The following is a 23,883-nucleotide window of genomic DNA, read 5'->3' as shown; positions in this document are numbered from 1 at the left end:
GGGTCTCCTGTCGGTGTTCGGTGCATCAGGCTGCGCTCAGCACGCGGTACTGCTCGTCGCGTGCGTCGGTGAGGAACATCTGGCCCGGCGCATGGGTGATCGCGAACGGCGGCCGGGAGGCCGTCACGGCCGCCTGCGGGGTCACTCCGCAGGCCCAGAACACGGGGATGTCGTCCGGCGCGAGCTCCACCGGCTCCCCGAAGTCGGGGCGGCCGAGGTCGTCGATGCCGAGCACGGACGGGTCACCGCAGTGCACGGGGCCGCCGTGCACGGCCGGAAGCAGACTGCTCTCCCGGATCGCCGCCGCCAGATGCTCCGGCGGCACCGGGCGCATCGACACCACGACCGGGCCGTGCAGCCGCCCGGCCGAGCGGCACTGACGGTCCGTCACGTACATCGGCACATTGCGCCCCTGCTCGAGGTGGCGGATCGGTACGCCCGCCTCGGTCAGCGCCCACTCGAAGGTGAAGCTGCACCCGATCAGGAACGACACCAGGTCGTCCCGCCAGTGTTCGCGCACGTCCGTGGGTTCGGCCACCAGCTCGCCGTCCCGCCAGAGCCGGTAGCGCGGCAGGTCGGTCCGGAGATCCGCGCCCTCGGCGAGGACGGTCGTCCACGCGCCGGCGTCGGTGACGTCGAGCACCGGACACGGCTTGGGGTTGCGCTGGCAGAACAGCAGCATGTCGTACGCCCAGTCAGCGGGCACCGAGATCAGGTTGACCTGGGTGTGGCCCGCCGCGACCCCGGCCGTGGGCCCGGTCAGCCCCGCGCGGAAGCGGGTCCGGGCGTCCGCGGGCCGCCACGCGTGCGCGTGCGCGTCGACGAGAACCACAGGACGGTCGCAGGTTCGCTTCACGCGAGCTCCCTCCCGCGCGTCTCCGGCAGCCCGAGCAGCGCCAGCGCGGCCAAGGCGTAGCCGATCGCGCCGAAGACCAGCGCGCCGCCCACACCCCAGCTGTCGGCCAGGAAGCCGACCGTGGTCGGGAAGACGGCGCCCACCGCGCGGCCGGTGTTGTAGGTGAAGCCCTGCCCCGTGCCGCGCACCGCCGTGGGGTACAGCTCGCTCAGGAAGGACCCGAAGCCGCTGAAGATCGCGGACATGCAGAACCCGAGCGGGAAGCCCAGGACCAGCAGCAGGGTGTTGGCGCCGCTGGGGATGTTGGCGTACGCCAGGATGCAGACCGCCGACAGCAGCGCGAACAGCCAGATGTTGCGGCGGCGGCCCAGCCGGTCGGTGAGGTAGCCGCCGGTCAGGTAGCCGAGGAAGGCGCCCGAGATCAGGAAGGTCAGATAGCCGCCCGTACCGACGACCGACAGGTCGCGTTCCGTCTTCAGGTACGTCGGCACCCATGTGGCCAGCGTGTAGTAGCCGCCTTGGACACCGGTGGAGAGCAGTACGGCGAAGACCGTGGTGCGCAGCATGCCCGGGGCGAAGATGGCCCTGAACGAGCCTTTGTGGGCGCTGCGTTCCCGTACCGCCACGGCCTGGGGCGCGTCGTGGACCCGGCGGCGCATCCAGATGACGAGCAGCGCGGGCAGTGCGCCGGTCCAGAACATCACGCGCCAGGCCAGGTCGTCTCCGAGCAGCGAGAACACCAGCGTGTACATGATCGCGGCCATGGCCCAGCCCACGGCCCAGGAGCTCTGGATCGCGCCGAGCGTGCGGCCCCGGTGCTTGGCGCTCGCGTACTCGGCGACCAGGATCGCGCCGACCGCCCACTCGCCGCCGAAGCCCAGGCCCTGGAGCGCGCGGAACACCAGCAGCGTCTCGTAGTTGGGCGCGAATCCGCAGGCCACGGTGAACACCGCGTACGTGATCACGGTGATCATCAGCGCCTTGACCCGGCCGATCCGGTCCGCGAGCACGCCCGCGAGGGCGCCGCCGATCGCGGAGACCACCAGCGTGACGGTGGTGAACAGACCGGTCTGCCCGCTGTCCAGGCCGAAGTACGCGGCCAGCGCCACCATGCTCAGCGGCAGCGTGAAGTAGTCGTACGAGTCCAGGGCATAGCCGCCGAACGCGCCGGCGAAGGCGCGCCGGCCCCGCGGTCCCAGGGCGCGCAGCCAGCCCAACGCGCCGTCGTCGGGGGCGCGTTCGACGGTCGGCCGGGCGTGGGTGGTGGGAGGGGTCGTGCTCATGTGCACCTCGCAGAGGGAGGACGAAGGGTGCTGGGGACTGAGCCGTGCCGTGCGGAAGTGAGCGGCGCCGCGGTGAGGGAGGCGGCGCCGTGCGTAGCAAGGTAGAGGATCGTTGAACGATCCCTCAATACCCATGTTGTTTCGTTCTGGTGTCTGCGATTGAATTCCGGGCATGGCAGAGCAGCTGTCGGGCCTGGCCGACGACCGCGCGCTCCTCGGGCGCACCAGCACCGCCGAGCGGGTCTCGGACATCCTCAGGACACGCATCGCCGAGGGGTACTTCCCGCCCGGCACCCGCCTGTCGGAGGACAGCATCGGCGGCGCCCTCGGGGTCTCCCGCAACACCCTGCGCGAGGCGTTCCGCCTGCTCACCCATGAGCGCCTGCTCGTCCACGAGCTCAACCGGGGCGTCTTCGTCCGGGTCCTGACCGTCGAGGACGTCGAGGACATCTACCGCACCCGCGCCCTCGTCGAGTGCGCGGTCGTGCGCGGGCTCGGGGAGCCGCCGTACGGCCTGGACGATCTCGACAAGGCGGTCGGGGAGGGGCAGCGGGCGGCGCGCGAAGGTGACTGGAACGGAGTGGGTACGGCCAACATCCACTTCCACCGCGAGCTCGTCGCCCTGGCGGGCAGCGACCGCACCGACGAGCTGATGCGCAGCGTCTTCGCCGAACTGCGGCTCGCCTTCCACGTCGTGGACGACCCCCGGCGGCTGCACGAGCCCTACCTGGTCCGCAATCTGGAGATCCTCCAGGCCCTCCGGAACGGGGAGCGGGACACGGCCGAGCGGCTCCTCGCGGTCTACCTGGACGACTCGCTGCGGCGGGTCGTGGACGTGTACCGGCGACGGGTCGGTGAGGACGGCGCCGGTCTCGTGTGACGGTCCGGGGCGGGTGGGAGGGCCGTGGTGTCGAGGGCTGTGCCGCGTCCGCGACGGCCGTCGCACATGAGTCGTTTGGGTCGTTGTCAGACCTAGGACCTAGTCTGTGCACCGTGACTTCGCCTGCATCGACGGACAGCGTTCCGCCCCAGCTCAGCGCGGGGCCGCGCCCCGCGTCGGGCCCGGCCGCCGACGAGGGACTGGCGCGGCGCCTGCGCGCGCTCGCCTGCACCGCCCCGCTGCACGACCTGGACGCGCGCAAGGCGAACCTGGCCGGCGAGTACACGGTGTACGGCATGGCGGAGGTGGCGCTCGCCGCCATCGACCTGGTCACCCTGAACATGGACTTCGACACCGGCGCGGACCACGACCAGATAGTGGCCCGGCTGATCCCGCGCATCGCCGCCCAGGCCCCCCGGCGGCCCGTCGCCGAGCACGAGCGCGTGGCGCGCTGGGTGCTGGAGAACCTGATCAACGTCGGCAGCGTCGACCGCGGATTCCGTGCGGTTTACGGCACTTTCGCGCCGGACGGCACGTATGTCCGGCGCGACTACGACTTCAAGCTGATCGAGGAGGTGCCCGGGCCCGGCGGCACCGTGTACCTCCGTACGACGGACGAAGCGGTCAACGTCCTCGTCGGGGCACTGGACACCGATGTCACCAGCGCCCAGATCGCCGCCGAGGTCAAGCTGGAGGTGCTGATCAGCCGCGGCCGCCTCGCCGACGCCCAACTGGCCGCCGAACAGGCGCGGTACCGCACCGTGCAGTACTCGGAGACCCTGCGCAGGGCGCTGGACGCGACCCGGCGCAACGTCCGCGCGGTGGACTGGCTCCAGACGGTGCCCGACATGATCGCCGAGGCGCTGGACCACGTCGCCGACCGGTACCGCCACGAGAACGCGATCCTCACGAACATCCGCAAGGCGCGGGACGAGTCCGAGGACCCCGAGCACAAGCGGCGGGCCGCCGAGCTCGTCGACATCGTCAAGGACTGCATCCGACGGCACACGCAGCTGCAGTCGCGCCTGCTGGAGGCCGGGCCGCTGTTCCGCGCGGAGCAGGACCGGCAGGCCTTCGCCACCCCCATGACGACGTCGGGGACAGACCTGTACGGCCATCTCTTCGCGCCCGTGCTGCCGTTGCCCGTGGAACAGGCCGTCCGGGTCACGGACGCGTTCTTCGCGCGCGGGACGGGACTGCGCACACCGGTGTCCGTGCGGGTCGGGGACCTGGTGGACATACTGCTGACGCCGCCGGTGGAGCGGGAGCACCTGGGCGCGGAGATGCCGGAGCCGGATCTCATCGCCACCCCCGACGACAGCCGGTTCAGCGAGGAGCAGCTGGCGGCGGCGATGGAACTGCTGGATCTGCCGTCCGACGCCCCGCGGCGGTTGTCGGGGCTGCTGGCCGAGGCCCGTCGGTCCGATCCCGATCTGCCCTACCTGGTGGCCCTGTTGGCCGTGCACGCGGCCAGTCCCGCGGTCGGGACGGCGTATCGCCAGGGCGAGGAGAAGCTGCTGTTCGCCGTGGACGACGGGACCGAGCTGGACGATCCGGAGTTCGGCGGGGCGGATCTGATCGTGGGGACCGCCCTGCTGGACGCGGCGGGGATGGCGGCGGACAGGACGGAAGCGGCATGAGCCGAGTGACAGCACAGCGAGGAGCCGAATCGTGACCGAGCACGTCGAGTGGAGTGAGCCGGAGGCCGCCGCCCCCTCCGCGAGTGCCGCCGTCACGCCCGCCGACGCCGCCGACGCCGCCCGGCTCGTCGCCTTCGGGCTGCAGCCGAAGCTCCAGCCCGCGCGGGACCAGGAGTACACCGAGCTGCTGCGGCGCTACCGGGAGGACCCGGCCTTCGCCCGGCTCGCGGACGCCGTCGCCGCCGGACTCGGCCTCGTCGTACTGGAGGTGTCCCCGCGCGCGGGCATGGCGGTGACCGCCGCCGAGGACTCGGTGTTCGCCGTGCGCATGGGCGACTACGCGCGCCGCACCTCGGCCGACGGCGGGGACCGCTTCCTGCACGGCCTCGCCCATCTCGCCGTCGCCGCCCTGGCCTTCCCGCGCCCCGAGGACCTCGCCGACGACGGCTACATCGGGCGCGTCTCGGTCAACGGCGTCGACGCGTTCGTACGACAGGCCTGCCGGCGTCTGGAGGAGCGCGCCGAGGAGCAGGGCGACAACACCGACCCGGCCACCGACGCGCCCGGCCTGGAGGCCGCCTGGCGGATCTGGGCCAGACGCACCGCCACCGGCGCCACCAAGGACGCCCGCAGACTCGCCGGGTCCACCACCGGCATCGTCGGCAAGGCCGTGGCCTTCCTCACCGACTCCGGGTTCCTTCAGCGCACCGGCGACGACAACGGCGGCACGTACCGCACGACGGCCCGCTACCAGCTCCAGGTCCGCGACATGGCGGGCAGCGCCGCCATGGCCGAACTGCTGGAGCTGGGCGTCGTCCCGGTCACCGACGGCACCGCGACGCTGCTGCCGCCCGAGGCGACCGACGACCTGGAGCTGGTGGCCGACGCCGGGCTGCCGTTCCACTCCGCCTGAATTCCCCACCTGCCGAAGATCCGTCTGCATTTCCCGACCTGCCGAAGACTTACGAGAGTCCGCCATGTACGAGCTGTCCCGGGTCCGCCTCTACTCCATCGGGCCCGCCGGTGCGCGCTACGCCGACACCGTGCTTGACCTGCGCGGTGTGGGCGAGCCCGTGCCCGACCCCGCGCCCACGCAGGCGGAGTTCTTCGAGGAGGAGCCCGTCGGCCCGCCGCGCCGGCCCGCGCCCGCGGGCGTGCTGTTCCTGGAGAACGGCGGCGGCAAGTCGGTGCTCCTCAAGCTGATCTTCTCGGTGATGCTGCCCGGCCACCGCAACACCCTGGGCGGCGCCAGCTCCGGTGTGCTGCGCAAGTTCCTCCTCGCCGACGACTGCGGCCATGTCGCCCTGGAGTGGCAGCACACGCTGACCGGTGAGTGCGTGGTGGTCGGCAAGGTCAGCGAGTGGCGCGGTCGGCAGGTCTCCAACGACCCGCGAAAGTTCGCCGAGGCCTGGTACTCCTTCCGGCCCGGGCCCGGACTCTCGCTGGACAACCTGCCGGTCGCCGAGTCCACCGCCGTACGGCCGGCCGTCGAGGGCGCGTCCGGCGCACAGGGCCGCCGCCGCACCATGAAGGGCTTCCGGGACGCCCTCACCGAGGCGGGCAAGGCGTATCCGCACCTGGAGGTGCACTGGGAGGAGATCCACGACCGCTGGATCGAGCACCTGGGCGACCTCGGCCTGGACCCCGAACTCTTCCGCTACCAGCGGGAGATGAACGCCGACGAGGGCGAGGCCGCCGGACTCTTCGCGGTGAAGAAGGACTCCGACTTCACCGACCTGCTGCTGCGCGCCGTCACCGACACCCGGGACACCGACGGGCTGGCCGACCTGGTCGGCGGATTCGGCAACAAGCTCGGCCGACGCGCCGAGCTGATCGCGGAACGGGACTTCACCGCCGGGTCCGTCGATCTGCTCGGGCGGATCGTCGAGGCGGCGGAGGCGCGCTCCCGCGCGCGGGACATCCACACCGGCGCCGAGCGGCGGACCCGGACCCTGGCGCGGCGGCTGTCCGCGCGCGGGGTCCAGGAGCGCGTCCGCGCCGCCGACCTCGCCCAACGGGTCACCGCCGCCGCGTACGCCGTCACCCACGCCGAGGCGGGCCGGGAGCGCAGCGCGCTGATCGCCGCCGAACTCGCCTACCGGCACGCCTCGCTGGCCCTCGCCGCCGCCGAGAAGTCCGCGGCCGCGCAGAAGCGGGAGCTCGCGGAGGCCCGCACCCTGCACTCGGCCTGGCAGGCCGCCGAGGCCGCACTGCGCCACCGTGCCGCCGCCGACCGCGTCGCGCGCGTGGCCGCCGCGATCCAGGAGGCCGAACGGGACGCGGCCCCGGCCCTCGCCGCCCGCGCGAAGGCCGCCGTCGATCTCGTACGAGCGCTGCACGCGGCGGCGGAGAGCGCCGAGACCCTCGCCAACGAGGGCGAGGAGCGGTCCGCCGCCCTTCAGGAGGCGGGCGAGGCCGCCTACCGCGACTCCACCTCCGCCGCCACCGAGGCCCAGCGTGCCCGCAGCGAGGTCGGACACCTCAAGCAACGGCTGGCCGAGGTCGAGCAGGAGACGGCCGAGGCCGTACGGGCCGGGTGGCTGGACGACAGCGCCCCCGACGCGGACCCGGCCCGCGCGGCCCTCGCCGCGAGCGACGCCGAGAAGAGCGCCGTCGCCGCCTGGGACACCGCGCGGGAGGCGTCCCGGCGGGCGTCGGAACACGCGCGCGAGGCGGGCGCCACGGAGTCCCGCGCGGAGCTGACCGCGGCCCGCGCGGCCGACGCGGCGACGGCTGCGGAGCGCTCGTACGAGGCGGAGCGGCGGCTCGCCGAGGGGCTGGCGGCCGAGGAACGACTGGCCGAGCTGCTCAGCCTCACCGGCGAGGCCCGCACCACGGTTCCGCAGCCGCGGCACGAGGAGGGCCAGAGCCCCCTCAACCCCGAGGAACTGGACCGCTTCGCCGACGAGTTGCGCGAACTCCTCGACGACGCCGTCTCCTCCGCCGAGCGGCAGCTCTTCGAACTGCGGACTGCCGCGGCCGACGACTCCCGGATCCTCGGCGCCCTCGGCGACGGCGGACTGCTGCCGCCGGGCCCGGACGTACTGGCCACGGTGGAATTCCTCGGCGAGCACGGCATCCCCGCCCTGCCCGGCTGGCGCTACCTCGCCCAGGCCGTCGACCCCGCCGACCACGCGCGCGTGCTCGCCGCCCGACCCGAACTCGTCGACGGCGTCATCATCACCGACCCCGACACGCACGCGCGTGCCCGCGAGGCGCTCGGCGACGCGGCACTGCTGCCCCGGTCCGCCGTCGCCGTCGGTACGGCCGCGGCCCTGCTCGCCCCGACACCGGGCACGGACGCCGCGAACGGCGACGTCTTCCTCGTACCGCCGAACCCGGCCATGCACGACGAGCACGCCGCCGACGAGGAACGGCAGGCGCTGCGCGCGCGGGCGACCGAACGGGACGAGGAGATCCGCAGCCTCGCCGCGCGGCTCGGCAAGGACCGGGAGCTGGCCGCCCGACTCGCCTCCTGGCGCACCGGCTGTCCCGCCGGACGGCTGGTGGAGCTGGCGGAGGCCGCCCGCGAGGCGCGGGCGTTCGCCGAGGAGGCCGAGGCCGAGCTGGCCGAGGCGCGGACCGTGCGCGCGGAGGCCGACGAAGCCGCCGCCGAGGCCGCCCAGGTCCGCGACGAGCGGCAGGAGGCCGCACAGAAGGCCCGGCGTGCCGCCGACGCCCTCGCCGGGCTCGCGTTCCGGTTGCGCGAGCGAGCCGGGTGGCAGGCACGGCTGCGCGAACTCGCCGACGAGGCGACCGAGTCGGAGGCCCGTGCCCAGGCCTGCCTGGAGCGCGCCCGAGCCGCCGACGAGGACCGGCGCGCCGCCCAGCGCGCCGCCGACGACGCCCGCCGCACCGCGCGCGCCCTGCGCGCCGAGCGCTCCGAGATCGCCGGCGCCCCCGATGACGTACCGGAGAGCGAGGCGGACGCGCCGAAGGCGTCGCTGCCCGCACTGCGCGAGGCCTATCGGGCCGCTTCACAGGTGTACGAGAAGGTCGGCGTCGGCGCCGACCTCAGGGCCGAGCAGGCGCGCGCGGAGAGCGACGAGAGCGCGGCCCGCGCGGACCTGGACCGGCTCAGCAACAAGGTCCGCACGCGCGCGGAGCAGTTGCTGGAGACGCCCGAGGGCTCCGACGGGCCGTCCCGGCAGGCCGCCGTCGCCCGCGCGGAGGAGCTGGTGCAGCTCCTGGAGACCCGTATGTCGACCGCGAGCGAGCAGCTCGGGCGGCTGCGCGGCGAGGCCGAGCGGCACGCGCCCGAGGACGGCGAGACGCACACCGAGCTGTCCGAGGAGCTCCAGCCGCGCGACGCGGAACACGCCCAGGCGCTGTTGCGCACGGCCACCGCCGAACTGGCGTCGCGCACGGAGGCATTGGGGCAGGCCCGGGAGGCGCACGCGGAGCTGCTGGCGGAGCACCGGGCCGCCGAGGACGCGGCCGGGGGCTTCGACGAGATCGCCGCGATGCTGCGCGACCTGCTGCGCGAGCACGCGACCGAGGAGGAGCAGGAGGAGGCCGAGCCGTATCCGGGCAGCCTGGAGGAGGCCCGGCAGTCCGCCGCCGAGGCCCGCCGGTCGCTGCGCGGCTGTGCCGCCGACCTCTCCGCCGCCGAGGCGTCCGTGCGTGAGGCGAGCGATGTGCTCGTACGGCACGCCAACTCCACGCGCTACGAGCAGGTGCGCACTCCCGCACGGCAGCAGATCCGTGAGCTGCCCGCCTCCGCGCTGCCCGAGCACGCGCAGAAGTGGGCCGACGCCTTCGCGCCCCGGCTGCGGGTCCTGACCGACGAACTGGAGCAGCTGGAGCGCAACCGCGACTCCATCGTGGACCGGCTGCGTGGCCTGGTGGAGTCGGCGCTCGCCACCCTGAGGTCCGCCCAGCGGCTGTCCCGGCTGCCCGAGGGGCTCGGCGAGTGGTCCGGGCAGGAGTTCCTGCGCATCCGCTTCGAGGAGCCCGACCAGGCCACCCTCACCGAGCGGCTCGGCGAGGTCATCGACGAGGCCACGCGCGCGGCCGTGAAGAAGAACTCCGACCTGCGGCGGGACGGAATGTCCCTGCTGCTGCGCGGAGTCGGTGCCGCCCTGCAGCCCAAGGGCGTCGCCGTGGAGATCCTCAAGCCGGACGCCGTACTGCGCGCCGAGCGGGTGCCCGTCGGGCAGATGGGTGATGTGTTCTCCGGTGGGCAGTTGCTCACCGCGGCCATCGCGCTGTACTGCACGATGGCCGCGCTGCGGTCGAACGACCGGGGCCGGGACAAGCACCGCCACGCGGGCACGCTGTTCCTGGACAACCCCATCGGCCGCGCCAACGCGACCTACCTGCTGGAACTCCAGCGGGCCGTCTCGGACGCCCTCGGCGTGCAGCTCCTGTACACCACCGGCCTGTTCGACACGACCGCGCTGGCCGAGTTCCCGCTGGTCATCCGACTGCGCAACGACGCCGACCTCCGGGCGGGACTGAAGTACATCAGCGTCGAGGAGCACCTGCGCCCCGGACTGCCGCAGCAGCCCCAGGCGGAGGAGACGGTGCACAGCGAGATCACGGCGACACGGATGTTCAAACGGCCCGCCTCGCAGTGACGGTGACCCCGGACCCGGCCGCGAGGCGCTGAACTCGCGAAGGCCCTTTCAGTCGGCTTCAGCCGACCTCAGTCGACCGTGGCCGGGTCGGTGGCCGTCGCCGGTTCGAGCCGGTGCTCGGCGAGGACGCCGGTGCGGTGCCGTTGGACGAACCAGTAATAGGCGAAGCCACCACCCGCGATGACCCCGACGAACAGCACCGCACCCCACTGGAGGTACCAGTGGAAGGGGGCGGAGGCGTTGTAGACGGAGGCGCGCGGCCAGATGAGGTTGATCGTCATGCCGAGGCCCCACAGCACGGCCAGGGCGTTGACGGGCAGTCCCCAACGGCCCAGCGAGAACCGGCCGTCCGTGGCCGGCTGCCACTTACCGCGCACCCGTGCGACCAGCATCGGGGCGGTGACGCCGAGGTAGGCGAGGTAGATCATGATGATGCCGATGCTGGTGACCACGGTGAAGATCTGCGGCTGACGGATGTTGACCACCAGGATCGACAGCGCCAGTATCCCGATGATCACGGTCGGCAGCACCGGCGTCTGGAACCGCGGATGGCACTTGGCCAGCTTCGAGGACGCGGGCAGGTTGTTGTCCCGGGCCATCGCGAACGCCAGCCGCACCGCCGCCGTGTGGACGGCCAGGGCACAGACGGTGACCGCGATCAGCACACACCACAGCATCGCCTTCCCGGCCGTCGAACCGAGCACGTCGAGGACGACGTACTGCAGGCCGTCCGTCGAGAGCCGCTCGCCCTTCAGGCTGGAGACGCTCATCAGCGCCAGGAGCAGGATCAGGCCGCCGAGCACGAAGGACGCCACGATCGCGCGGATGATCGCGCGCGGTGCGTTGCGGGTGGGGTCCAGGGACTCCTCGCCGAGCGAGGCGGCCGTGTCGAAGCCGTACATGACGTACGCCGACGCCAGCGAGGCCACCAGGAAGGCGCCCAGGTACCCGGCGCCGTAGCCCGCTCCGGTGCCGTTGGTCTCCGTCACCACCTGCGGGCCGCGCGTGATGTGGACGGCGAACAGGACGATCAGTACGACGGTGGCGATCAGCTCGATGAACACGCCCGCCGTGTTGATCGTGGCCATCAGCTTGACGCCGAAGGCGTTCACCAGGGTGGTGAACAGGATCAACACCGCGGCCAGGATGACCGCGTTGGTCGCCACGTCGTACTTGCCGGTGCCGTCGCCCACGAACTGGAACACGTCCGAGATCTGCGGCAGCGTCAGCTGGTAGGCCAGGGCGACCGCGGAGATGGACACGATGGACGCGACCAGCATCATCCACCCGGCGAGCCAGCCCAGGTGGGGGTTGCCTATCTTCTTCGACCAGTTGTAGACCGACCCCGCGACGGGGTACCGGGCGGCCAGCTCCGCGAAGCACAGGGCGACCATGAACTGGCCGGCGAAGACCATCGGCCACGACCACCAGTAGGCGGGGCCGCCACTGCCGTAGCCGAAGTAGAAGAGCTGGAAGGTGCCGGTCAGGATCGAGATGTAGCTGATTCCCGCGGCGAAGGTGTGGAAGTTGCCTAGGGTGCGCTTGAGTTCGGGTTTGTAACCGAACTCGGCGAGTTCGGCGTCGTCGGTCTCTCTGGGTGGGTGAGTCGGGGCCATGAGCGGACTCCTGGTGGGCCTGAGGGACGGGGCAGCGGCTCGTGCGGGTGCCGAGGTGTGCGGCTGCTACCCCGTGATCAGGAGATCCATCCCTGATCCGAGCCCTGGCCCGAGTCCTGGCCCGAGGGGCTGGTGTTGCGCGACCCTCGTGGGCTTCGCCTCCTCGCCGGTCCATTCGGCGCCGGGGAGGCCGTAGTCGGTGCCGTTCGCCAGCCGTACGGCTTCGTCCTCGTGCCCTCGTCCTCGTGCCCGTGTTCTCGTGCCCTCGTTGTGTCCGGGCCCCGCGGGGCGGGCGTCGCTGCCCGGGCGAGCCCGGCCCGGGCTCAGGAGTGCGACAACTGCCCCGCGCCGCCCCGTCCGTGTATGCGCTCGTGGGCGCGCTCGGCCGTCCTCGCCTGACGCCGGGCCTTGCGTCGCTCCCGTCGCAGCGCCCGCGCCGTGCTGGCCGGGGTCGAGACGACGCCGTGGCGCTGGTTCCACACCTGGCGGGTCACCCAGACGTCCAGCGCACCCCAGGTGGCGACCACCGTGCTCGCCACGCTGCTGAGCACCATGGGGAACGCCAGCCACGATCCGGCCAGGGTGCACAGGAAGGCCACCATCGCCTGTATCAGCGTCACCGCGATGATCAGGACCGCACGCACCGCCGCAGTCCGCACCGGATCGGGCATCCGGCGCCGCCGCGCCGGCTCCTCCACCCACAACGGGCGGTAGGACGCCCGGGCTTCGGCCACCTCGTCCTCGTCCCACTCCTCGCGCGCCGTGGCCTGCGCGTACTCCGCGGCCTGCTTGTCCGCGCCGGTCAGAACCCCGCCTTGCCGCACCCGAATGTCGTGATCCGGCGCCTGAGGGCCCTGGCTCACCGTCGGGTGCACCGCCACACCACCGTCGTCGGGCGCCTCGCGCCGCTCCGCCGTGCCCATCACCGTGTCACTCCCCACCGCCAGCAGTCCGCTCGCTCCCGTGTCCGAAGACCCGTCTCCCCAACGGCTGCCCGGCTTGCGCTGTTTTACGCCGCCGGGAGGCGAGACGCGGCTCCTGTGGCCGATTCCGCCCCCGTTTCCCATGGAGAAGGACGAACAACTCCGCCCGAAGATTCCCAACGAAGGAAAAAATCCGGCCAATTGACATTGCGGACGAGCGGGACGACCTTAACCTCCCGGTACCGGAATCCGGGAGGCAATCTCCCCCAATGAGCGGACAACTCGCCATGTCTCGTCCTCGGCACGGAAGTTCAGCTTCCGGACGGCTCTTCGAGTTACCTGTGCGTCGGTAGTAGGCTCGCGCCGTTTGTTGACGCACATGTGTACCCCCGGCCGGCGGGGGTCGAGCTGGGGGAGGCCATGCGCTTTCGCGGGAAGTCCATCCGCCGGAAGATCGTGGCGTTGCTTCTCGTGCCGCTGGTGTCCCTGACCGCCATCTGGGGTTTCGCCACGGTACTGACGGGTCGCGAGGCACAGCAGCTGTTCAACGTGTCGTCCGTCGTGGAGAAGATCGGCTACCCCGTCGAGGACACGGTCCGTGTCCTTCAGCAGGAGCGGCGCCAGACACTCGTCCACCTCGCGGACCCGCGTGCCTCCGACGGGCTCGCCGCCCTGAGGCGCAGCCGCGGCGCCACCGACGAAGCCATCGCCGAGATCCGCAGGAACGCCAAGAATCCCGATGTGCGCGACGCGATGGGCCAGGGCACGGACGAGCGGCTGACCGCCGTCCTGGACGCCTTCGACGGCATCTCCTCGCTGCGGCGCAGCGTCGAGGACGGCACCGTCGACCGCGAGACCGCTCTCAATCTGTACAACAGCCTGGTCGACCCCTGTTACGTCCTGCTCGCCAACCTCCATGTCGTCGACAACGTGGAGATGGACAAGCAGTACCGCGCCCTGGTCAACCTCGCGCGCGCCCGTGAGCTGCTGTCCCGCGAGGACGCCCTCCTCGGCTCCGCGCTGATCGTCGGCAAGCTCTCGCGCGCCGAGGTCCGCGAGGTCTCCGACTACGCCGCCCAGCGCCGCCTGATCTACGACGTCAACCTCCCTCTGCTGCCCTCCTGGGAGCGGGACCGCTTCACGCGCTTCTGGAAGAACGCCGCCAGCGCACCGCTCCGTGTCGCCGAGGAGTCCGCCGTCTCCGTCGGCCCCGGCACCCCGAGCGGCGTCACCGCGAAGAGCTGGGACACCGCCGCGGGTAACGTGCTCGAGGAACTCGCCGAGCTCAACGACCAGGCGGGCGACCGCTATCAGGACCGCGTCCGGCCGGTCGCGATGGGCGTGATCGCCAAGGCCGCCGTCGCCGGCGTGCTCGGACTCGTCGCCCTGCTGTTCTCGCTGTTCCTCTCGGTGCGCATCGGCCGCGCGCTCATCCGCGACCTGCGACAGCTGCGCCTTGAGGCCCATGAGGCGTCCGGCGTCCGCCTCCCCAGCGTGATGCGCCGGCTGTCGACGGGCGAGCACGTCGACGTGGAGACCGAGGTCCCACGCCTGGAGTACGACAAGAACGAGATCGGCGAGGTCGGCCAGGCCCTCAACACCCTGCAGCGCGCCGCCGTCGAAGCCGCCGTCAAGCAGGCCGAACTGAGGGCCGGGGTCTCCGAGGTCTTCGTCAACCTCGCCCGCCGCAGCCAGGTACTCCTCCACAAGCAGCTCACCCTTCTCGACACCATGGAACGCCGGACCGAGGACACCGACGAACTCGCCGACCTGTTCCGTCTCGACCACCTGACCACCCGTATGCGCCGGCACGCCGAGGGCCTGGTGATCCTCTCCGGCGCCGCCCCGTCCCGGCAGTGGCGCAAGCCCGTCCAGCTCATGGACGTGGTGCGGGCCGCCGTCGCCGAGGTCGAGGACTACGAGCGCATCGAGGTACGCCGGCTGCCCCGGGTCGCGGTCACCGGCCCCGCCGTCGCGGACCTGACCCATCTCGTGGCCGAACTCCTGGAGAACGCCACGGTGTTCTCCCCGCCGCACACCGCCGTCCAGGTCCTCGGCGAGCGGGTCGCCAACGGCTTCACCCTGGAGATCCACGACCGCGGCCTCGGCATGGCCGCCGACGCTCTCCTGGACGCAAACCTCCGGCTCGCCGAGACGCCGGAGTTCGAGCTGTCCGACACCGACCGGCTCGGTCTCTTCGTGGTCAGCCGGCTCGCCCAGCGCCAGAACGTCCGCGTCTCCCTGCAGCCGTCGCCGTACGGCGGCACCACCGCCGTCGTGTTCATCCCCGACGCCCTGCTCACGGACGACGTACCGGACACCAACGGCATCGGCTTCCGGCTGGACCGGCCCGGCCCGTCCAAGGAGGCGGAGCTGGAGGAGACCCGCCGCCTGGAGGAAAGCCGCCGGGCGGCCCTGTCCCAGGTGCCCGTGCAGCTGCCGGGTCTGCCGACCCAGCTCCTGGACGGTCCGGTGGAGCTGGAGGCGCCGGTCGACCTGGACGCGCTGGACGACTTCCCGGACGGGCTGGACGAGGAGGACGGCGAGCGCGGCGGCCTGTTCCGCCCGCGCCGCTCCCATCTTTCCCGCGCTGAGGACACCGTTTCCCCGGACTCCGGTGGCCAGGACAAGGCAGGGCGGGAGGAACAGGTGGCCGCCGCCGTCTCGCTGCCCGGGCGCCGGGCGCCCAAGCTGGTCAGCTCGCACGGCCGACCGGTCACCGAACAGCGCCCGCGACGCGACGAGGCGTCCGAGGAGCCCCCTCCGGGGGCGGGCCGCACCGATCCGGACGCACCGGCACCGCTGCCGAACCGGAGGCGGGGAGCCTCGCCCCTGCGCCGTGGCCCCGGCACGTCCGACCCGCCCACCGGCCGTGCCGAGGCGGGAGAAGCCCCCGGCCGCGACCTCGCGGGGGAGCCCCCGGCGCTGCCCCGGCGCACCCGCCGCGCCGAGATCGAGTCCAGCAACCCGCACTCGGCCGACCGACGCCCGGACCCCGTGCGGCGACACGCCGACGCCGGCACGCTGCGGCAGACCGATTCCGCTGCCGGCGCGCCGCGGCAGCCCGGCTCCGCCGCGGGAATGCAGCCAGACACCGGCTCCGCCCCGGGAATGCCGCAGCCGACCGGCTCCGGCACGGCACGGCTGCCGAAGCGTGTCCGCCAGGCCAACCTGGCCCCCCAGCTCAAGAAGGATCCCGCCCGACCGACCGAGGGCCCGAACGGGCCCGCCGAGCGGGATGCCGACGAGGTACGCAACCGCATGGCCTCGCTCCAGCGCGGCTGGCAGCGCGGCCGCGAGGAGAACGCCGCGGGCGATGACGCGCCCAGCGGCACAGCACCACGAGGAACGACAAAGGGGGACGGTCGATGACCGCACCGAAGGTGACCGGCCACACCGCGACCACCGCGACCGGGGAGCTCAACTGGCTCCTGGACGACCTGGTGGACCGCGTCGCGAGCATCCGCAAGGCCATCGTGCTCTCCGGGGACGGACTGCCGACGGGTGCGTCCAAGGACCTGACCCGGGAGGACAGCGAGCACCTCGCCGCCGTCGCCTCCGGCTTCCACAGCCTCGCCAAGGGCGTGGGCCGCCACTTCGAGGCCGGCAGCGTGCGGCAGACGGTCGTCGAGCTCGACGACGCCTTCCTGTTCGTGACGGCCGCCGGCGACGGCAGCTGCCTGGCCGTCCTCTCGGACGCCGACTCCGACGTAGGCCAGGTGGCCTACGAGATGACGCTCCTGGTCAAGCGAGTCGGCGTGCATCTGGGCGCCGCTCCGCGCACCGATCTGCCCTCGGGCGGGTAGTGGGATGACATGAGCGCAGACGGTCAGGGAAGAAGCCACTGGTTCGACGACGAGGCCGGACCGGTCGTCCGTCCGTACGCCATGACGCGAGGCCGCACCACCAGTGCGGCCCAGCACCGCCTCGACCTCATCGCGGTGGTCGTCACGGAGTCGCACGCGGACGATCCGGAAGCGGACGTGACGCTGTCCCCGGAACATGTGGACATCGTCGAACTGTGCCGTGACGCCCCGCAGTCGGTCGCCGAACTCGCCGCCGGACTCGATCTTCCCATCGGCGTGGTCAGGGTCCTCGTGGGAGACCTGGTGGCCGGGGAACTCGTCCATGTGAACCGGCCCGTTCCCCCTGCGGAACTGGTCGACGAGAGTATTCTGCGCGACGTGATCAACGGCCTCCGGGCGCTGTGACCGGCGCGGAAGCGGAGTACTGACGTGACTGGCTGGCAGTTCTGGGTCGACAGAGGCGGCACCTTCACCGACATCGTCGCGCGTCGCCCCGACGGCCGACTGCTCACACACAAGCTGCTCTCGGAGAATCCGGCGCGCTACTCCGACGCCGCCGTCGCGGGTGTACGCCTGCTGATGAACGGCTCCGAGGAGCCCGTGGACGCCGTCCGCATGGGCACCACCGTCGCCACCAACGCGCTCCTGGAACGCAAGGGCGAACGCACCCTCCTGGTCATCACCCAGGGCTTCCGCGACGCCCTGCGGATCGCCTACCAGAACCGCCCCCGCATCTTCGCCCGCCGCATCGAGCTCCCGGAACTGCTCTACGAGCGGGTCGTCGAGGTGGACGAACGCATCGCCGCCGACGGCACGGTCCTGCGCGCTCCCGACCTCGACGCCCTCACCGAGCCGCTGCGACAGGCCTACGACGACGGGATCCGGGCCGTCGCCGTGGTGTGCATGCACAGCCATCTCCACCCGGCCCACGAACAGGCCGTAGGACACCTGGCCGACCGGATCGGCTTCCCCCAGATCTCGCTGTCCAGCGAGGTCAGTCCGCTGATGAAGCTGGTCCCGCGCGGGGACACCGCCGTCGTCGACGCCTACCTCTCGCCGGTACTGCGCCGCTACGTCCAGCATGTCGCCGACGAACTCCACGGTGTGCGGCTGATGTTCATGCAGTCCAACGGCGGCCTCGCCGAAGCCGGGCAGTTCCGCGGGAAGGACGCCATCCTCTCCGGCCCCGCGGGCGGCATCGTCGGCATGGCCCGCATGTCGCAACTGGCCGGATTCGACCGGGTCATCGGCTTCGACATGGGCGGCACCTCCACCGACGTGTCGCACTTCGCGGGCGAGTACGAACGCGTCTTCACCACCCATATCGCCGGGGTCCGGCTGCGCGCCCCCATGCTGGACATCCACACCGTCGCGGCGGGCGGCGGATCCGTCCTCCACTTCGACGGCTCCCGCTACCGGGTGGGCCCCGACTCGGCCGGCGCGGACCCCGGCCCCGCCTGCTACCGCGGGGGCGGACCGCTCGCCGTGACCGACGCCAACGTCATGCTCGGCCGCATCCAGCCGGCCCACTTCCCCCAGGTGTTCGGCCCTGAAGGTGATCAGCCGCTCGACGCGGAACTCGTCCGCGACCGGTTCGCCGACCTGGCCCGCGAGATCCGGGAACGGACCGGCGACGACCGCTCCCCGGAGCAGGTCGCCGAGGGCTACCTCCAGATCGCGGTCGCCAACATCGCCAACGCCGTCAAGCGGATCTCCGTGCAGAAGGGCCACGACGTCACCCGCTACGCCCTCACCACCTTCGGTGGCGCCGGCGGCCAGCACGCCTGCATGGTCGCCGACTCGCTCGGCATCCGCACCGTGCTCGTCCCGCCGATGGCCGGCGTCCTGTCGGCCCTCGGGATCGGACTCGCCGACACCACGGCCATGCGCGAACAGTCCGTCGAAGCCCCCTTGCAGGCCGAATCCATGGCCAGCGTGCTCAAGACCGCCGACGATTTGGAGGCCGCCGCCCGCTCCGAACTCCTCGCCGAGGACGTCCCCGAGGAGCACATCGAGGTCACCCGCCGCGCCCAACTCCGTTACGACGGCACCGACACCACGCTCACCGTCGAGCTGACCCGGCCCGACACCATGCGCCGCGCCTTCGAAGAACGTCATCGCGCCACGTACTCCTTCGTCCTCGACCGCCCGATCGTCGTCGAAGCCCTCTCCGTCGAAGCCACCGGCATCACCGAACCCCCCGATCTCTCCACCCTGGCCACCCACCAGAGCCGGACCGCCGCCCTGGACACCGTCCGCCTCCATACGGGCGGCGCCTGGCGCGACGTACCCCTCCACCGCCGCGAGGACCTTCCCCCCGGCGAATCGGTCACCGGACCCGCGATCATCACCGAGGCCGGCGCGACGACCGTCGTGGACGACGGCTGGCGGGCCGCGACGACCGACGACGGGCATCTGGTCATGGAACGTGCGGCGATTACGGAGAGTTCCGATCTCGACACGAAAGCAGATCCTGTTCTGCTCGAGGTCTTCAACAACCTCTTCATGTCGATCGCCGAACAGATGGGCGCCCGCCTCGAGTCCACCGCCCAGTCCGTCAACATCAAAGAGCGCCTCGACTTCTCCTGCGCCCTCTTCGACCCGGACGGAAACCTGGTGGCCAACGCCCCGCACATCCCCGTCCACCTGGGCTCGATGGGCACCAGCGTCAAGGAGGTCATCCGACGCAGGGGCGACGCGATGCGGCCGGGGGACACCTACGCGGTCAACGACCCGTACCACGGCGGCACCCACCTGCCGGACGTCACCGTGATCACCCCCGTCTTCGACACGCAGGGTGACCGCATCCTCTTCTACGTCGCCTCCCGGGGCCACCACGCGGAGATCGGCGGCATCGCCCCCGGCTCCATGCCGGCGAACAGCCGCACCATCGAGGAGGAGGGCGTCCTCTTCGACAACTGGCTGCTGGCCGAGGACGGCCGGTTCCGGGAAGCGGAGACCCTCCGGCTGCTCACCGAGGCGCCCTACCCCTCCCGCAACCCGAAGACCAACCTCGCCGACCTGCGCGCCCAGATCGCGGCCAACCGCAAAGGCGTCGACGAAGTCGCCCGCATGATCGAGGACTTCGGCCTCGATGTCGTCCAGGCCTACATGCGGCACGTCCAGGACAACGCGGAGGAAGCGGTCCGCCGCGTCATCGACGCCCTCGACGACGGCGAGTACGCCTACGAGACCGACTCCGGCGCCGTCATCCGGGTACGCGTGCGCGTGCATCGCGAGAACCGCTCGGCCACCGTCGACTTCACCGGCACGTCGGCCCAGCTGACCACCAACTTCAACGCACCCTTCGCCGTGGTCAACGCGGCCGTCCTGTACGTCTTCCGCACCCTCGTCGACGACGACATCCCGCTCAACGACGGATGTCTGCGCCCCCTCGACATCGTCGTACCGCCCGGCTCCCTGCTCGCCCCGGAACCGCCGGCCGCAGTCGTCGCGGGCAACGTGGAGACCTCCCAGGCCATCACCGGCGCCCTCTACGCGGCGCTCGGCGTCCAGGCCGAGGGCTCCGGCACCATGAACAACGTCACCTTCGGCAACGAGCGCCACCAGTACTACGAGACCGTCGCCTCCGGATCCGGCGCGGGTGACGGCTTCCCCGGCGCGCCGGTCGTGCAGACCCATATGACCAACTCGCGGCTCACCGACCCCGAGGTTCTGGAGTGGCGACTTCCGGTGCTGCTCGACGAGTTCGCCGTGCGGCGCGGCAGCGGCGGGGAGGGGCGGTGGCCCGGCGGGGACGGCGCGGTGCGCCGGATCCGCTTCCGTGAGCCCATGACCGTCTCCACGCTCTCCCAGCACCGCAAGGTCCCGCCCTACGGACTGGAGGGCGGCGAGCCGGGCGCGCTCGGCGCCAACCGCGTGGAGCGCGCGGACGGCACGGTCACTCCCCTCGACGGCAGCGACGCGGCGGACGTCGGTCCCGACGACGTACTCGTCATCGAAACCCCCGGCGGCGGAGGCTACGGCCCACCGTCGCCCGACCCCCATCAAGCAGGAGAAGAGATCGATGATCTTCGGGCGTTCTGAGCGCGGCAAGCCCCCGGTCGAGCCCGTCACGCTCAAGATCCTCGTGGCCGGCGGCTTCGGGGTGGGCAAGACCACCCTGGTCGGCGCGGTCAGCGAGATCAGGCCGCTGCGCACCGAGGAGTTCCTCACCGAGGCAGGCCGCCCGGTGGACGACACCAGCGGTGTGGAGGGCAAGAACACCACCACCGTGGCGATGGACTTCGGCCGCATCACCCTGCGCGAGGACCTCGTGCTGTACCTCTTCGGCACGCCCGGCCAGGAGCGGTTCTGGTTCATGTGGGACGAGCTCTCCGAAGGCGCGCTCGGTGCCGTCGTCCTGGCCGACACCCGTCGCCTGGAGGACTGCTTCGCCGCCGTCGACTACTTCGAGCGGCGCTCCATACCCTTCCTCGTCGGCGTCAACTGCTTCGAGGGAGCGGCCCGCTACCCGGCGCAGGACGTCCGCCAGGCCCTGGACCTCGACGAGGACGTACCGCTCGTGCTGTGCGACGCCCGCGACCGGGAGTCCGTGAAGGAGGTCCTCATCGGCGTCGTGCAGCACGCGATGGCCCACGCCGCGGACCGCCGAGAGCCCGTCACCACCTGAGCCGGCGTGCGCACGGCCCGTACCCTCGCCGACCGGGGTACGGGCCGCGGCCTGGGAAGCTCCACGCGCGCGTGCCTACTCCTCGCCGTCCGCCAGCCAGCCGAAGCTCTTCTCCACCGCCTTGCGCCAGTTGCGGTACTCACGGTCCCGCACGGAGGCCTCCATCGACGGTGTCCACTCGACGTCCTTCCGCCAGTGCGCCTTGAGCTCGTCGAGGTCGTTCCACACACCGGTCGCGAGGCCCGCGGCGTACGCGGCGCCCAGGCAGGTCGTCTCGGACACCCTGGGCCGGATCACCGGCACGTCGAGCACGTCCGCCTGGTGCTGCATGAGCAGGTTGTTCTTCGTCATGCCGCCGTCCACCTTCAAGGTGGTGATCTGCACCCCGGAGTCCTGGTACATGGCGTCCACGACCTCGCGCGTCTGCCAGCTCGTCGCTTCCAGCACCGCGCGGGCGAGATGCGCCTTGGTGACGTATCGGGTGAGCCCGGTGACCACCCCGCGCGCGTCGGAGCGCCAGTAGGGCGCGAACAGGCCGGAGAACGCGGGCACGATGTACGCCCCGCCGTTGTCGTCGACGCTCGCCGCCAGGGACTCGATCTCGTCCGCGGTCCGGATGATGCCGAGCTGGTCCCGGAACCATTGGACGAGCGCGCCCGTTATGGCTATCGACCCCTCCAGGCAGTACACCGGTGCTTCGCTGCCGATCTTGTAGCCCATCGTCGTCAGCAGCCCGCTCTTCGACGGCACCGGTCGGTTCCCTGTGTTGAGCAGCAGGAAGCTGCCCGTGCCGTACGTGTTCTTCGCCGTGCCGACGTCGTAGCAGGCCTGCCCGAACACAGCCGCCTGCTGGTCGCCCAGCGCGGAGGCGACCGGCACTCCGGAGAGCTGGCCGACGGCGGTGCCGTACACCTCGGCGGAGGACCGGATCTCGGGCAGGACCGCCTCGGGGACGTTCATGGCGGCGAGGATCGAGGAGTCCCACTGAAGGGTCTCCAGGTTCATCAGCATGGTGCGCCCGGCGTTGGTGACATCGGTGACGTGGTGGCCGCCGTCCGTGCCGCCGGTGAGGTTCCAGATCAGCCAGGAGTCGATCGTGCCGAAAGCGATCTCGCCGCGCTCGGCCCGGGCCCGCAGACCGGGGACGTTGTCCAGCAGCCAGGCCGCCTTGGGCCCGGAGAAGTAGCTGGCCAGCGGCAACCCGGTCTGCTCGCGGAAACGGTCCTGCCCGTCCGAGCCGCCGAGTTGGTTGCACAGGGCCGAAGTGCGGGTGTCCTGCCAGACGATCGCGTTGTGCACGGGCTTGCCCGTCGCGCGGTCCCACAGGACCGTGGTCTCCCGCTGGTTGGTGATGCCGAGCGCGCTCAGCTGGTCCGCGCGCAGTCCGGCCTTGGCGATGGCCCCGGCGACCACCGCCTGCACCTTGGACCAGATCTCGGTGGCGTCGTGCTCCACCCAGCCCGGCTTGGGGAAGATCTGGCGGTGTTCGCGCTGGTCGACGGCGACGATGGCGCCGTTCTGGTCGAAGACGATGCAACGGCTGGAGGTGGTGCCCTGGTCGATAGCGGCGACGAACTTGTCCGTCATGACGTCCCCTTCGTCGGTTCCTTCAGAAGGCTGCGTTGAAGATGAGCCCGGACAGCGCCCCGCCGATCAGCGGTCCCACGACCGGTATCCACGCGTAACCCCAGTCCGAGGTGCCCTTGTTGGGGATCGGCAGGACGGCGTGCGTCAGCCTCGGGCCCAGGTCACGGGCCGGGTTGATGGCGTATCCGGTGGGGCCGCCGAGCGACAGACCGATGCCGACCACCAGAAAGGAGACGATCAGGATCGACGTACCGGACTCGCCTAGCCCCTCGGTGAGTCCGAAGGCGAGGATCGGCAGCACGAGACCGATGGTCGCGATGATCTCGGTGATGATGTTCGCCACCGGATGGCGGATCGCCGGTGCGGTGGAGAAGATCCCGAGGGTCGGCTGCGCCTTCTCCTCCTCCGCGTTGGCCTGGAACTGCGCGAAGTAGGCCAGCCAGCACAGCACGGCACCGAGGATCGCGCCGACCATCTGCCCGGCGATGTACAGATGGACCTTGTCCCATTCGCCGGTGTCGATGGCGATCCCCAAGGTCACAGCAGGGTTCAGGTGCCCACCGGACAGGGGCGCGGCCGTGTACGCCCCGGCCAGCACCCCGAACCCCCAGCCGAACGCGATGACGACCCAGCCCGCGTCCCTGGCCTTGGAGTCTTTCAGTACGACGGCGGCGACGACTCCGGCGCCGAAGAGGATCAGGATCGCTGTTCCGATGACCTCACCGAGGAAGATGTCTCCATTGCTCATGGCGGCTCCTAGGCCCTGGCCCGGGGTGATCGACCCCGGCCTTGGCGTGCAGGGTGCGTTTCCCACGGCGGATTCAGCCGAAGGCAGGGAGGGTCCCGCGCCCCGCCCGGCGTCCGTGACGAGCGTGCCGTCGTCGCATCGCCCGTGGGGGGTGGCCGTGGCCGGATCAGGCCGAGCCCATGCGGCGGCACAGTGCCTGGTACGCCGTGAATGTACGGCGATGTCGACTGACACCGGAAGTGTTCACCGGTGTCCCATGGGCGTCAAGGTCGCGGACGGCAATGGTTGGGGGCGTGTCCGTACGGCCGAAGGCGACACCGAGGGGCCGGGAT

Annotated in this window: 15 protein-coding genes; 9 read left to right on the top strand and 6 right to left on the bottom strand. The window is 71.7% G+C overall.

Going from position 1 to position 23,883, the window contains the following annotated elements:
* Positions 1-25: 25 nt before the first annotated feature.
* Together AC068Z_RS23315 and AC068Z_RS23310 are read right to left on the bottom strand one after the other, a co-directional pair.
* On the bottom strand, positions 26-856 hold the full coding sequence (locus tag AC068Z_RS23315; RefSeq protein WP_478558721.1) for a putative hydro-lyase: 831 nt from the start codon (positions 854-856) through the stop codon (positions 26-28).
* Positions 853-2,139: an MFS transporter gene (locus tag AC068Z_RS23310; protein ID WP_478558718.1), complete on the bottom strand. Its 1,287-nt coding sequence runs from the start codon at positions 2,137-2,139 to the stop codon at positions 853-855. The genes AC068Z_RS23315 and AC068Z_RS23310 overlap by 4 nt, the downstream gene beginning before the upstream one ends.
* 172 nt (positions 2,140-2,311) lie before the next feature.
* Here AC068Z_RS23310 and AC068Z_RS23305 point away from each other — a divergent pair, with 172 nt between their 5' ends.
* The 4 genes from AC068Z_RS23305 (at position 2,312) to AC068Z_RS23290 (ending at position 10,238) form a co-directional block, all read left to right on the top strand.
* Entirely contained in the window at positions 2,312-3,019 is a 708-nt protein-coding gene (locus tag AC068Z_RS23305; protein WP_478558715.1) for a GntR family transcriptional regulator, read from the top strand.
* 113 nt (positions 3,020-3,132) lie between these two features.
* Positions 3,133-4,659: a hypothetical protein gene (locus AC068Z_RS23300; protein WP_478558712.1), complete on the top strand. Its 1,527-nt coding sequence runs from the start codon at positions 3,133-3,135 to the stop codon at positions 4,657-4,659.
* 31 nt (positions 4,660-4,690) lie between these two features.
* Positions 4,691-5,572: a hypothetical protein gene (locus AC068Z_RS23295; RefSeq protein ID WP_478558709.1), complete on the top strand. Its 882-nt coding sequence runs from the start codon at positions 4,691-4,693 to the stop codon at positions 5,570-5,572.
* Positions 5,573-5,636: 64 nt separating this feature from the next.
* On the top strand, positions 5,637-10,238 hold the full coding sequence (locus AC068Z_RS23290; RefSeq protein WP_478558706.1) for a coiled-coil domain-containing protein: 4,602 nt from the start codon (positions 5,637-5,639) through the stop codon (positions 10,236-10,238).
* 68 nt (positions 10,239-10,306) lie between these two features.
* On the opposite strand, the gene AC068Z_RS23285 is transcribed toward AC068Z_RS23290, so the two are convergent.
* Both AC068Z_RS23285 and AC068Z_RS23280 read right to left on the bottom strand, forming a co-directional pair.
* The gene (locus AC068Z_RS23285) at positions 10,307-11,854 is read right to left on the bottom strand and encodes an APC family permease (protein ID WP_478558703.1); all 1,548 of its coding nucleotides are present in this window, start codon (positions 11,852-11,854) and stop codon (positions 10,307-10,309) included.
* A gap of 323 nt (positions 11,855-12,177) precedes the next feature.
* Positions 12,178-12,777, bottom strand: coding sequence for a hypothetical protein (locus AC068Z_RS23280; RefSeq protein WP_478559875.1), 600 nt, complete (start codon positions 12,775-12,777; stop codon positions 12,178-12,180).
* Positions 12,778-13,197: 420 nt separating this feature from the next.
* Here AC068Z_RS23280 and AC068Z_RS23275 point away from each other — a divergent pair, with 420 nt between their 5' ends.
* The 5 genes from AC068Z_RS23275 to AC068Z_RS23255 are packed head-to-tail and all read left to right on the top strand — an operon-like array spanning position 13,198 to position 21,216.
* Positions 13,198-16,149, top strand: a complete 2,952-nt coding sequence (locus AC068Z_RS23275) for a nitrate- and nitrite sensing domain-containing protein (protein ID WP_478558700.1) — start codon at positions 13,198-13,200, stop codon at positions 16,147-16,149.
* Positions 16,146-16,583, top strand: coding sequence for a roadblock/LC7 domain-containing protein (locus AC068Z_RS23270; RefSeq protein WP_478558697.1), 438 nt, complete (start codon positions 16,146-16,148; stop codon positions 16,581-16,583). The genes AC068Z_RS23275 and AC068Z_RS23270 overlap by 4 nt, the downstream gene beginning before the upstream one ends.
* Before the next feature lie 9 nt (positions 16,584-16,592).
* The gene (locus AC068Z_RS23265; protein WP_478558694.1) at positions 16,593-16,988 is read left to right on the top strand and encodes a DUF742 domain-containing protein; all 396 of its coding nucleotides are present in this window, start codon (positions 16,593-16,595) and stop codon (positions 16,986-16,988) included.
* 24 nt (positions 16,989-17,012) lie between these two features.
* Positions 17,013-20,630, top strand: coding sequence for a hydantoinase B/oxoprolinase family protein (locus AC068Z_RS23260; protein ID WP_478558691.1), 3,618 nt, complete (start codon positions 17,013-17,015; stop codon positions 20,628-20,630).
* Positions 20,611-21,216 carry a GTP-binding protein gene (locus AC068Z_RS23255; RefSeq protein WP_478558688.1) on the top strand — a complete coding sequence of 202 codons (606 nt, stop codon included), beginning with the start codon at positions 20,611-20,613 and terminating at the stop codon, positions 21,214-21,216. The genes AC068Z_RS23260 and AC068Z_RS23255 overlap by 20 nt, the downstream gene beginning before the upstream one ends.
* 75 nt (positions 21,217-21,291) lie before the next feature.
* Here the strand turns inward: AC068Z_RS23255 and glpK are convergent, their stop codons facing one another.
* Together glpK and AC068Z_RS23245 are read right to left on the bottom strand one after the other, a co-directional pair.
* The gene (gene glpK / locus AC068Z_RS23250; protein WP_478558685.1) at positions 21,292-22,803 is read right to left on the bottom strand and encodes a glycerol kinase GlpK; all 1,512 of its coding nucleotides are present in this window, start codon (positions 22,801-22,803) and stop codon (positions 21,292-21,294) included.
* A gap of 22 nt (positions 22,804-22,825) precedes the next feature.
* A complete protein-coding gene (locus AC068Z_RS23245) occupies positions 22,826-23,551 on the bottom strand; it encodes an MIP/aquaporin family protein (protein WP_478558682.1) in 726 nt (241 codons plus the stop codon).
* Between the last annotated feature and the right edge of the window lie 332 nt (positions 23,552-23,883).

This window comes from Streptomyces sp. NPDC043726, assembly GCF_056436565.1.
The sequence above is the reverse complement of the archived record's forward strand: the minus strand, read 5'-3'. Positions and strand labels throughout refer to the sequence as shown.

Coding starts and splice junctions, on each gene's coding strand:
- AC068Z_RS23265 (WP_478558694.1), top strand. CDS start 16,593: ATGAGCGCAGACGGTCAGGGAAGAAGCCACTGGTTCGACGACGAGGCC.
- AC068Z_RS23305 (WP_478558715.1), top strand. CDS start 2,312: ATGGCAGAGCAGCTGTCGGGCCTGGCCGACGACCGCGCGCTCCTCGGG.
- AC068Z_RS23255 (WP_478558688.1), top strand. CDS start 20,611: ATGATCTTCGGGCGTTCTGAGCGCGGCAAGCCCCCGGTCGAGCCCGTC.
- AC068Z_RS23280 (WP_478559875.1), bottom strand. CDS start 12,777: ATGGGCACGGCGGAGCGGCGCGAGGCGCCCGACGACGGTGGTGTGGCG.
- AC068Z_RS23270 (WP_478558697.1), top strand. CDS start 16,146: ATGACCGCACCGAAGGTGACCGGCCACACCGCGACCACCGCGACCGGG.
- AC068Z_RS23290 (WP_478558706.1), top strand. CDS start 5,637: ATGTACGAGCTGTCCCGGGTCCGCCTCTACTCCATCGGGCCCGCCGGT.
- AC068Z_RS23310 (WP_478558718.1), bottom strand. CDS start 2,139: ATGAGCACGACCCCTCCCACCACCCACGCCCGGCCGACCGTCGAACGC.
- AC068Z_RS23285 (WP_478558703.1), bottom strand. CDS start 11,854: ATGGCCCCGACTCACCCACCCAGAGAGACCGACGACGCCGAACTCGCC.
- AC068Z_RS23245 (WP_478558682.1), bottom strand. CDS start 23,551: ATGAGCAATGGAGACATCTTCCTCGGTGAGGTCATCGGAACAGCGATC.
- AC068Z_RS23275 (WP_478558700.1), top strand. CDS start 13,198: ATGCGCTTTCGCGGGAAGTCCATCCGCCGGAAGATCGTGGCGTTGCTT.
- glpK (WP_478558685.1), bottom strand. CDS start 22,803: ATGACGGACAAGTTCGTCGCCGCTATCGACCAGGGCACCACCTCCAGC.